The organism is Olsenella sp. Marseille-P4559 (genome assembly GCF_900605015.1).
Lineage (GTDB): Bacteria > Actinomycetota > Coriobacteriia > Coriobacteriales > Atopobiaceae > Tractidigestivibacter.
In genome coordinates this window covers 350170-361507 of record NZ_LR027573.1, presented here as the reverse complement: position 1 = coordinate 361507, position 11338 = coordinate 350170, and the positions used below count along the sequence as shown (strand labels likewise).

Annotated in this window: 9 protein-coding genes; 6 read left to right on the top strand and 3 right to left on the bottom strand. The window is 60.6% G+C overall.

All coding sequences use genetic code 11. From position 1 onward, the window contains the following. Nucleotides 1–70: 70 nt before the first annotated feature. Complete coding sequence (locus E0E00_RS14575; RefSeq protein WP_207302607.1) at nt 71–1150, top strand: glycoside hydrolase family 3 C-terminal domain-containing protein; 1080 nt, start codon at nt 71–73, stop codon at nt 1148–1150. Between the two features lie 27 nt (nt 1151–1177). Further along, nucleotides 1178–3157 carry a glycoside hydrolase family 3 N-terminal domain-containing protein gene (locus tag E0E00_RS01600; protein ID WP_207302606.1) on the top strand — a complete coding sequence of 660 codons (1980 nt, stop codon included), beginning with the start codon at nt 1178–1180 and terminating at the stop codon, nt 3155–3157. A gap of 113 nt (nt 3158–3270) precedes the next feature. On the opposite strand, the gene E0E00_RS01595 is transcribed toward E0E00_RS01600, so the two are convergent. Continuing rightward, nucleotides 3271–4260, bottom strand: coding sequence for an AraC family transcriptional regulator (locus tag E0E00_RS01595; RefSeq protein WP_130810787.1), 990 nt, complete (start codon nt 4258–4260; stop codon nt 3271–3273). Nucleotides 4261–4383: 123 nt separating this feature from the next. Further along, nucleotides 4384–4638: an SDR family NAD(P)-dependent oxidoreductase gene (locus E0E00_RS01590; RefSeq protein WP_242622152.1), complete on the bottom strand. Its 255-nt coding sequence runs from the start codon at nt 4636–4638 to the stop codon at nt 4384–4386. A gap of 469 nt (nt 4639–5107) precedes the next feature. On the opposite strand from E0E00_RS01590, the gene E0E00_RS01585 reads away from it, so the two are divergent. Beyond that, the gene (locus tag E0E00_RS01585; RefSeq protein WP_130810785.1) at nt 5108–5485 is read left to right on the top strand and encodes a peptide chain release factor-like protein; all 378 of its coding nucleotides are present in this window, start codon (nt 5108–5110) and stop codon (nt 5483–5485) included. Between the two features lie 309 nt (nt 5486–5794). Here E0E00_RS01585 and E0E00_RS01580 read toward each other — a convergent pair whose 3' ends face one another. After that, nucleotides 5795–6430, bottom strand: coding sequence for a TMEM175 family protein (locus E0E00_RS01580; RefSeq protein ID WP_130810783.1), 636 nt, complete (start codon nt 6428–6430; stop codon nt 5795–5797). Between the two features lie 153 nt (nt 6431–6583). Between E0E00_RS01580 and E0E00_RS01575 the strand changes: the two genes are divergently transcribed. The 3 genes from E0E00_RS01575 (at nt 6584) to E0E00_RS01565 (ending at nt 11322) form a co-directional block, all read left to right on the top strand. Next, nucleotides 6584–7453 carry a MurR/RpiR family transcriptional regulator gene (locus tag E0E00_RS01575; protein WP_130810781.1) on the top strand — a complete coding sequence of 290 codons (870 nt, stop codon included), beginning with the start codon at nt 6584–6586 and terminating at the stop codon, nt 7451–7453. A gap of 318 nt (nt 7454–7771) precedes the next feature. Continuing rightward, nucleotides 7772–10870, top strand: coding sequence for a glycoside hydrolase family 3 C-terminal domain-containing protein (locus E0E00_RS01570; RefSeq protein ID WP_130810779.1), 3099 nt, complete (start codon nt 7772–7774; stop codon nt 10868–10870). Beyond that, nucleotides 10870–11322, top strand: coding sequence for a hypothetical protein (locus E0E00_RS01565; protein WP_130810777.1), 453 nt, complete (start codon nt 10870–10872; stop codon nt 11320–11322). The genes E0E00_RS01570 and E0E00_RS01565 overlap by 1 nt, the downstream gene beginning before the upstream one ends. Nucleotides 11323–11338: the final 16 nt, after the last annotated feature.

Below are 11338 nucleotides of genomic sequence, written 5' to 3'. Positions count from 1 at the left end.
AGCACCCAAGCCCAGCTGAAGCTATGTTTTCGCTGGTAAGGGCAGCATCGATACTCTGATGGGAGGGGCAATGGTCAAAAGGATCAGCACTGCCCGCAAGGTAGGGCGGGTCATAAAGAGCGTGCTAAAGACTGTGCTCGTGGTGCTTCTTTCCGTGCTTATGGTGGCGGGCAATACGGTGCTGCCGACCTATGCACGCATGTTGAACAACATGCTCGGCTACGAGCAGTCCTGGGACAACTCGAAGGTGGATACCGCAGGACTCGACCTCGAGTACAACAAGGCTGACTACACGACTGACACTATCAAAGACGCAGAGAAGTCGCTCGACGAGCAGATTGCTGGTGAGGGATACGTGCTGCTCAAGAACGACGGTAACACGATGCCTTTTGCGCAAGGCACCACATTCAGCTTCTTTGGCGAGTCGGGAAAGACGCTCTCTGGTCAAACGACCGCAAGCTCCTATCTGGGCACCAGCGGCTCGTATGACAGCCTGAACGAGGCGTTCGAAGCGGAGGGCATGAACGTCAATGCCACGCTCGAGGACTTCTACCTCACAGGTGCTGGCAAGGACTACAGCCTAGGCAACGGCTCCATCAGCTGGGGCGACGCAGAGGACTTCTCCATCAATGAGTGCCCGCTCTCTGTGCTCCAGGGTTCTGACGGCGTGCTCGACTCTGCCAAGGGCACGGTTCCTGTCTTCGTTCTGAAGCGCGTTGCCGGCGAGGGCAGGGATGCCGCACGCTCGATGTACAACCATGCAGGCAATGCAGAGGACCAAGCAAAGACGTACCTCGAGCCTGACCCCACGGAGCTCGAGATCCTGCAGTACCTCAATGACAACTACTCTGATGTCGTGCTCGTAGTCAATACCTCCCAGGCAATGGAGCTTGGCTGGCTCTCCCAGTTCCCGAACATCAAGAGCGTCCTCTATGTGCCGAGTACGGGTACGTATGGCGTGAACTCTCTCGCCGGCATCTTCAGTGGGCGCATCAATCCGAGCGGTCGCACGGTGGATACCTTTGCTGCAGATACGCTTGCAAGCCCGGCAGCCCAGAACTTCGGCGACTACGCCTATCTCAATGAGGATGGCACAGATACCGGCTACAACTACGTGAGCTATGCCGAGGGCATCTATGTCGGCTACTAGTACTACGAGACGCGCTACGAGGATGCTGTGCTCGGACAGGGCAATGCCGGAGACTATACGTATGCGGATGAGGTCGTCTACCCGTTTGGCTACGGACTTTCCTACACGACGTTCGACTGGTCTGGCTTCCAAACGAGTTGGGACGGCACAACCTGCACGGCAACGGTACAGGTGACGAACACCGGCGACGTTGCCGGCAAGGATGTCGTGGAGCTCTATGCACAGTCTCCCCATATGGACTATGACAAGGCAAACGGCGTCGAGAAGTCCTCTGTCGTGCTTGTGGGCTATGCAAAGACGGACGAGCTTCAGCCCGGCGAGAGCCAGGACGTGACCGTCACGTTCGACCAGAGCCAGCTTGCCTCGTATGACTCGAACGGCGCCAAGACCTGGATCCTCGATGCCGGTACCTACTACCTCACCGTCGCTCATACGAGCCACGACGCCGTGAACAATGTGCTTGCGGCAAAGGGTGCTACCCCTGCCGATGCGGCAGGGGACACTGTGATGGTTGCCACGTACGTCCCTGCCAACACCGAGGTCGACACGATGACGTATGCAACGGATACGCAGACCGGTGCAGAGGTCACGAACCGCTTCGACGATGCAGTAGGAGATGTGACCTATCTCACGCGCTCTGATTGGACGGGCACGTTCCCGAAGCACGATGGAGGGGTCACGGACGAGATCTCTACGTGGGGCAACGAGATCAACGATGCAGATGGCAAGAGCTATGTGTATGGCAAGGTAGCGAGCCAGTCACTTCTGGACAGGCTCAACTCGTACGATTCGGGCAACCCAGAGACGGAAAGCTCCGACTTCAGCGATACGCCCACGTATGGGCAGAAGAACGGCCTCACGCTCGCCGACATGCGCGGGCTTGACTACAGCGACTCCAAGTGGGACAGCCTCCTGGACGAGCTTACCGTCTCCGACTACGACATCAGCATCAACCGTGGCGGCTACGGCACCGAGTACCTCGAGAGCGTCGGCAAGCCCTTCGGCCTCGATGCCGACTCTGCGTCGGGCCTTATCTACGGAGGCTCCGGATCCATGGTGGCGGGAGGGGCCATGTCGTTCTGCAGCCCAATCGTGCTGGCGCAGACCTGGAACCAGGACCTTGCCACCTCCTTCGGCAACATGATTGGCAATGAGGCCATCCTCGGTGGCGCCTCTGGCTGGTATGCCCCATGCATGAACATCCACCGCACGCCGTATTCCGGCCGCAACAGCGAGTACTACTCGGAAGACCCGTTCCTGAGCGGCACCTGCGCATCGCTCGAGATCCGTGCCGCTGCCGAGAAGGGCATGTACTGCACGATGAAGCACTTTGCCCTGAACGACCAGGAAAACCACCGTGGTGACCGTGGTGATGGCGGAAGCCTCGTCACCTGGGCAAACGAGCAGTCCATCCGCGAGACCTACCTCAAGCCCTTCGAGATGTGCGCCAAAGCGGGCACCGTCGAAGAGAGCTATGTGAAGGACAACGGCGACGGCACCTACACGAACGCCACCCGCGAGCATCCTGCCTGCCAGGCAATCATGACATCGTTCAACAGGGTCGGTGCCACCTGGGCAGGAGGCAGCTATGCGCTTCTGACCGAAGTCGCTCGCAACGAGTGGGGCTTCGAGGGCTGGGTCATCACCGATGCAGCCAATGACGGCAAGTTCATGAGTGCCCAGCAGATGATCGAGGCTGGTGGCGACACGAAGCTCACGTACATGCCTACGACCGGCAACGAGTGGGCCTTCGATTCGAACGATTCCGAGCAGTACCACTATGCCCGCGAGGCCATGCACCATCTGCTCTATACGATCGTGAACTCCAAGGCCATGTGCGGCTCCATGCCGGGCAGCATCTATGTGCCGGGCGTTCAGTTCGCGATGAAGGTCCGTATCGGCATCAATGTCGTGGGCGTGGCCGGCATTGCCCTCATCGTCTGGACCGGCTGGAGGAACCACAAGAAGCGCGCAGCCGAGCGTGCCGCCGAGAAGGTACAGAAGTAGCGCCGGCGCCGAGTGCCGTCTTGGTAACGCTCTAAGTCAAGTAAGGCCTGGGATGCCGAACAAGCGTCCCAGGCCTACTCTCTAGCTATGTGGCCGCTTTCCTTGTCTCCTTGCTAGTCAGTTGTGTTGCGCTTGCGCCATTCGCTGGGGCTCATGCCGCACCACGAGTTGAATGCGCGCAAAAAGCTGTTGAGTTCAAGGTATCCCAGCAGGTAGGCAATCTGGTCGGTGCCCATGGACGTGGTTGTGAGGTAGTGCTTGGCCAAGAGCTCGCGCGTGTGGTTGAACTGCCTCTGGAACGTGGTGCCTTCCTCGCCCAGCTTGCGCTGCATGGTGCGACGGCTCATGCCAAGCCTGCGCGCTACGTCGTCCGCCCCGCACTCGCCGGCGGGCAGCATCTCTACCAGGGCGCTGCGGACGCGGGCGGAGAGGGACTCGTCCACCTCGAGCTCCGCCAGGCGCCGGCCCAGCTCGGGCTCGAAGTAGCTCCACATGGCATCGTTGTGGCTTACGAAGGGGACGTCCATGTCCGTCGAGACAAACGCCAGCACGTTGCGCGGGCCCTTCTGCGGCTCGCACCCAAGGAATGCCGAGAAGGACGTGCCCTCAGGCGGCTCCTGCATCTGGGCCTCGGCGGCGCCTATGTGCTGGCGCGTTGCCGTGTGCAGGAGGTTCACCAGGAAGGAAAACTCCACCTGCACGAGGAAGCCGGGCATGGTGAGGTCCGCATCGCCGCAGGTCATCTCGACGGAGAGGAGGCCGCCCTTCTCGTCCACGATGAACTCCATGGGGCCAATGAGGCGCTTGTAGCGCATGAGGCGCTCGATGCAGGCGCGGCCGTCACGTGCGCAATACGAGGCGAAGATAGGCGGGCTGAACTGCTCGATGCCCTGTGCGCTGGCCATGCGCACAGCGGCGTCCTCGCCGGCTGCCAGCTGGCCCACGGCTTCCATGAACGCGAAGTAGTCTTCGGCGGTCATGGTGGGCGTCTCCCGCACGAAGGTGTCCTCGGGAGCTCCCGCGCGGCGCAGGGCCTCCTCGGCGCTCACACCGAACGCCGCCAGCATGCGCGAGTACTCGCGGTCAAGGATGTATCGCTTCATGGTGGTCACCTCCGTCTGCCTAGCAGTTTACTTGTTGGCGCTGCCGGCGACCTGCTGGTCATACACAAAGTCCAGCATGGTCTTCTTGGGGAAGAGCGGTGCCAGTGCCATCATGGGACGCTGTCAGCCGGGCAGGCCGCTCGTCACGTTGAGTTCGCCCTTGAGCATTCCCTCGTAGCCGTCTCGTGCCACCTGCATGGGGTCGACCGCGTTTGCGAACAGCCTGGTGTCGGCAAGCCCGCCCGCGTTGGCGAAGCCCGTCTGCATGGCGCCGGGTATGAGGGCGGTCACGGTGACGCCGGTGCCCTTGAGCTCGCGCCAGAGGGCGTTCGACCAGCTGGTGACGTAGGCCTTCGTGGCGTAGTAGACGGCCTGCACCAAGCGGCGGGGTCTATCGTGACGGATGAGAGATCTGTGGGGTTAGTGCCGAGAGTGTCAGTCGACGCACCCGCCGTTGCAGCGCCTTCCGCGCCCTTGGCCGATTCCGAAGACTTGCTGTTGGAGCAGCCTGCAAGCGTGAGGGCTCCAAGCGCGCCACCAAGGACGAACGACCGCCTTGTGATTGCGTCAGCGGTAGTGCTGCTGTTGGACTTGGACATGGTATCCCCCAATCGCGTCACCGCGTCGCGCCAAGGTGTGAACCGGCTGTGGCACGTTCTTTGTCTGATGGGATAGCCTGCGGTTGTCTGGATTCTATCCAACAGCGGGGGCATCCTCTGCGGCTTCCTAGGGTGAACACGACAGGGGCATATGACTTAAGTTATCTGAAAATCTCGAGCACGATTGATGCGCCCAGGTACTGCGACATCCTCTCGACGCGATTCCCGCCTTGGCGTAAGGTTTGCCCATGGAGAAGAAACTAACATATCGTGACTATGCCCACTATGCGAACCTTTCATCGGCGGAACTTGCGCGCCAGTGCGAGGCGGAGGCATTTCGCGCTACGGGTCCGGGCGGACAGGGCGTCAACACGACAGACTCCGCCGTTCGCATGCGCCATGTGCCTACGGACATTACCGTGGTGAGCAGGGAGTCGCGTAGTCAGCTGCGGAATCGTGAGCGCTGCCTCGAGAAAATTCATGCCGAACTGGCCCGACGCTCACGCCGGCCAAAGAAGCGGCATGCGACCAAGCCCACGCGGGCGTCCGTGCGTCGGCGGCTGGATGAGAAGGGCCGACGCGCCGCAGTCAAGCGCCTGCGACGTCATCCTGGCATGAACGAGTAGCGAATCAAGGTCGCTCGCGTGGCCGGCGGTGGTGCGCCAAGCACTTCCTGCACAAAAACGTCCTATCGCTGGGAAATCTCGGGTACGGTGCACAAAAACGGGCTATCGCGGGGGCATTTGGGAGACCGATATCAGTGTTTGAACTTCTTGATACATAATAATGGAAATAATAGGTAAAATATTATAGAAACTGTATATGTAGTTGTAAATTTGATATTGGCTGGCTTTTAGTGTCCCGCGTTAGCGCGTTTTTGTGCAACGAGGTGCCGAATCCCCCGCGATAGGGCGTTTTTGTGCAGCTGCGGAAGTCTACCCATCCTCTTCGGAGAGGAAATCGAGCAGCCGTACGATGCGTAGGTCGGGCACAATCCACAGGAGGAAGGCCAGGGCAAGCAGCACAACGGCATAGTGTGAGCTGGGTAAAAGCAGCGTCAGCACCAGCGCTACCGTCTCAAATGCCAAGGTTAGCCGCTCCTTCAAGAGCGAGCGCTTTTCCATGGCGGCACGCTTTGCCATCTCGCTTTCGGTGGCTGCCGCAGCCGGAGTGCTCCCACTCAACTGGTGACGAATGATGCGCTCCAGATTCATATACGTAAGCGAAACAAGTATGTTGAGCAACATATAGCAGGTGGTGGGCAGTGCCGAGAATCCAGTCTTCTGCATCCAGTCGGTTGCGAGAGGGAAGAACGAGAGCATAAACAAGAAAGCGAGGTTGGCCCAGAGCATGCGGCCGTTCACGCGACAGACGAGCTTGAGCAGGTGATGGTGGTTGTTCCAGTATGTTCCCACGCCAACGAAGCTCACCGCATAGGCGCAGATGGCAGGGACAAGGCTGAGAAGGTCGGCGAGCGAATTGCCCTCCGGCGCAGAAATCCCAAGAACCATGATTGTAATGATGATGGCAATCACGCCATCGCTGAACGCCTCCATGCGATCTTTGTCCATGTGGTTCCCCTCGTTAACGCATGTGCGCACTCAGAATAGCGCAAGGAGCTCGCTTCCGCCGACGGTGCCCTAGGTTCGCGCCGGCGATGTCTCTCCTGGAGTCCTGGAGTTCTTTGGGTGCTACCCTAGAGTCCTATCCAGAGAGGGGAAGCCATGACAGGAAACGAGACCCGCGGAGGGGTCATCGACGCAATTCTGCAGCGCTACGAGGACCTTTCGGATGCCGAGAAGGCCGTCGCGGATTTCATTCTCAACCACAAGGGGACCGTCTCGTCGCTCTCGGCGGTCGAGATAGCCCGCCTCTCGGGCATCTCTAACACTACCGTTTCGCGTTTCGTCCGCTCGTTGGGCTACGCAAGCTTTGCGGACATGCGCTATGCCCTCGCGCGCGAGGAGACCGCGAGCAAGGAGCGCTCGTTCGATGACTCGCGCGGCATAGGCCTCTCCGATATCCGTGGCTCGCTCGACTATGTGCTCGAAACAAAGATCGAGGAGCTGAGAAGCACGTTCGCCGCCCTCAGCGAGGAAAGCGTCACCAAGGCGGTGGGCATGCTCTCGTCTGCGCGCATCGCGATGTTCGTGGGCGTGGGCAGCTCGCTTCCTATGGCGCAGAGCGCAGCCATCAAGTTTTCCCAGGCAGGCGTCAACGCCATTTCCCCCTCTACGAGCGACGGTGCCATGATTACCGCCTCGCTCATGCAGCCGGAGGACTGCCTGGTCGTGATCTCGAACTCCGGTCGGTCGGACCGCCTGCGTAAGATAATGAACAATGCCATCGACCGCGGCGTCTCCACCATCGTGGTCACGCGCAACGAGGGCTCACCGCTTGTCGAGCGCGCGGACGTCTTCCTCAAGGTTGCCTCCCGAGACTATCTGCTCGTAAACGACTTTGACTTTTCTCACAACTCGATCAACTACGTGCTCGAGTCGATCCTCCTGCTGCTCTTCCACAGCTCGCGTGACGCAAACGAGTACAACCTCCAGCTCTTTAACCGTACCATCGCTAGCGAGAAGAATGGCTAGCGAGAAGGAAGGCGGGCAAGCAGGAAGGCTAGCGAGAAGCGCCGGCCTTACCGGGCATCCGCTGTTTCATCGGGCGATGCTTCCCCGAGGGGAGTATCGCCCGCTTCTGTGCAATGGGGATAACGCCAATCCCTTCTATATCGCGCTCGCAGGGTCCACAGTACCATTGGCGGAAAATCATTTTCATATAATTTGATTTCTATGGCATTCTTTTTTATGAAAACGGCATGAGTGCCGCAGAGACTGGCCACATGAAGGGCCGCGTAAGCGGCGAACGAGTTTGCGGCCGGCAATCACGCATTTGGAGGGAGCAATCAGATGGGGATTGAACAGAAGCAGGTCACGCGCCGTGGTGCCGTTGCCCTTGCACTGTCTGCCGGCCTTGGACTGACGGGCTTGCACGGCGTTGTGGACTCCTGGAGGGGGACCATCGACTCCGCTCTGGGTACGACGAGCTCCGAGCAGACGGCGGATGACAAGTTCACTCCGAGCATCGCGACGACCGATGACCTGATTAAGGCACACGAGGATCTGGGGCGCCGCGTTGGCCAGGAGGGCACCGTCCTCATGAAGAACGAGGGCCAGGCGCTGCCGCTTGCAAAGGGTGCAAAGGTGACGCTCCTGGGGATGGGCTCCATGTACCCCTTCCTGGGCGGCAAGATGGGCTCAACAATTACCACTGACGCCGCGGTCGATCTGGTGACAGCACTCGAACAGGCGGGCTTTGAGCTCAACCCCACCATGACCGGCATCTACGAGACCCTTGGCGCCGTCGAGGACACCGCCGCCGCCAACCCGACGCCCTGGATGAAGTCCGTCTCCTACAAGTATCGCCCCGCTGGTTTTGCGACCCCCTACGTGCCTAACGAGCCGTCCTTCGACACCTACGTTAGCGAGGGTGGCGCAAGCGAGGACTTTGCCAGCAGCTTCGCTGAGTACGGAGACGCAGCGATCGTGGTGCTCTCCCGTCCCGGTTCTGAGGGCAGCGATTACTACCCCGGTGCCGCAGGCATCGACGCCGAGACCTATGGAACTAAGAACCCCTTGGGAATCTGCACCAACGAGCGCGCCCTCATCCAGCTCGCCGAGGAGCACTTCGACAAGGTGGTTGTGCTCGTCAATAGCGGCTCAACCATGGAGCTGGGCGACCTCAAGGACGCCTCCAAGATCACCGCCATCCTCAACATCGGCTTCCCCGGCGCGTATGGCATGCTCGGCGTGGCAGACGTCCTCGATGGTACCGTGAGCCCCTCGGCCTGCCTCCCCGACACCTTCGCTGTGGACACCGCCATGGCCCCCGCATCGCAGAACTTCGGTTCCATCAAAATCGCCGACACGTCCATGATCACCTGGCCAGGCTCGCTTATGGGCACCATGGGCACCGACATCGCGGGCGGCTTCCTCGGTGGCGAGAACAGCACGGCATCCGCCTACTACCTCATCGAGGCAGAGGGAATCTACACCGGCTACAAGTACTACGAGACCCGCTACTACGATGCCGTGGTCGGCGGAGGCAACGCGACCGGTTCTGCCGGAGCCTCCAACGGTGCCTCATCATGGGACTACGATAAGGAGGTCGCCTATCCCTTCGGCTATGGCCTGTCCTACACCACCTTCCAGCAGACGCTCGACGACGTCCAGGTGAACATGGACGAGAAGACCGTCACCGCAAAGGTTACCGTCACCAACAACGGCTCCGTAGCTGGCAAGCATGTCGTTCAGCTCTACGTCTCCGTGCCCTACACCGACTACGACAAGAAGGCGGGCGTCGAGAAGTCCGCGATCCAGCTCATTGGCATCGCGAAGACCGACGAGCTCAAGCCAGGTGACGACCAGCAGCTCACCATCACCGCCGACCTGTATGACATGGCCAGCTGGGATGTCTTCGCAAAGAGCGGCAAGGGTGGCTGGATTCTCGATGGGGGAGACTACTGCTTCCTCATTGCCGAGAACGCCCATGCAGCCGTGAACAACGTCCTGGCTGCCCAGGGCAAGGGCGCGGAGGGCGACGCGTCCATGGTGAGCATCAAGTCCATTGGCTCCGAGGGCACCGTCGATGACTCGACGCTCTCGAAGTCGAAGAATGGCACCGAGGTTACGAATCAGCTCGCGAGCGCCGACGTGAACTACTACAAGCCGGACTACGCCACCCAGCTCACGAGAAGCGATTGGAACGGCACTTTCCCCCGCACCTACGACGACCTGACAATCGACGGTGACAAGCAAGAGGAGTGGATCAAGAACCTCTGCTGCGAGCAGTACGAGATTACCCAGAACGGCGAGGTCACTGACATCGACGGCGCCTCGGCGGGCCTGACTCTCGCCGACCTCGCGGGAGATGACAACGTCGACGACTCCCAGTGGGACAGGCTCGTGGACGAGATCCCCGTGGACACGCTGTTCGCAAAGATCATCAAGGGCGGAAGCCAGTCCGACCTTATCCCCGAGATCCAGAATCCCGTCGTCTACCAGAACGACGGCCCCAATGGCTTCAACACTACGATCTCTGGCCGCGGCCTCCACACCGACGACGCAAATGCCTCCTATGTCCTCAATACCATGGCAAGCGAGACGGCCATCGCAAGCACCTTCAGCGAGGACATCGCAAAGAGCTGGGGCGAGCTGCTGGGCAACGATGGCCTCTGGAGTGGCAACTACCTGCTTTGGGGTGCCGCTGCCAACATTCACCGCTGCCCCTACAACGGACGCAACTTCGAGTACTACTCAGAGGATCCGGTGCTCTCGAGCGCCATGTCCGTCCGCACGGTTGAGGGTGCGCTCGAGTACGGCGTGATCATCGGCCCCAAGCACTTTGCCTTCAACGACCAGGAGTCGAGGCGCGGAGGCATTGCTCCCTACTTCACCGAGCAGAAGGCCCGCGAGGGCGAGCTGCGCGCCTTCCGCGCCTCCTTCGAGGATGCTGGCGCCCTTGGAATCATGACCGCCTTCGGTAGGGTCGGCGCGACGCCCGTCAACGGATCGTGGGGCCTCCTGCGCAACATCCTTCGCGGTGAGTGGGGCTTCAACGGTCTCATGTCGACCGACATGGTGAGCAACCCTGGCTACTTCCGTCCCGAGATGTGCATCTACGGTGGCGTGACGATGATGGCCGACTTCTCGACCGACGAGACCCTGGCAGACGTCCAGGAGAGCTGGCCTTACATGACCCACGACCTCATCGTCTCGGATGCGACGCTCGTCGAGTACGCCCGCCAGAACATGAAGTACCAGCTCTATGCGTTTGCCCAGAGTGCCGCCCAGAACATCAAGACCGTGAGGGTCACGCCCTGGTGGGAGGCCGCGCTCAACGGAGCCACGGTCGCCGGCTATGGACTTGCCGCCGTGTTCGGCGCGCTGTACGTGCGCGACGCCGTGAAGGGCGCGCGTGACGAGAAGGAAGCTAAGGAGGAGAACTAATGGGTTCTGAGAAGAAGTCTTTGGGGGCAGCGGGTGTGCTCTACGTCAGCGTCTGCCTGCTGAGCATCGTGACGTTCGTGCTCTATGTCATGAACGCGACCCGCGCGTACTATGTCGACCTCAGCCCCGTCATCGTCGTGCTTCTCGTCCTGGCAGTCGCCTGCGAGGTCCTGGTCATCGCGCTAGGGTGCGGCTCGCGAGGAGGCGCCAAGGCGGTCCTCTCCGACGTCCTTCGCGTTGCCGTTCCCGCCTTCGTCGCGGTCGCGGGCGTGATGTTCATCTCCGCACGCGTAGAGTCACTGGCCCAGGTCCTTGGCTCGAACCTCGAGCTTGGCAACGTTGAGGCCCACGAAGCCGCCATGCAGGCGGTTGCGATCATCGTGGTGTCCCTGGTAACCTGGCTCCTCTCTGTGGTCTCTGCCTTTGTGGGCAGGGGTAAGGGCACCAAGTAGCGAGCGCATGGCCGAC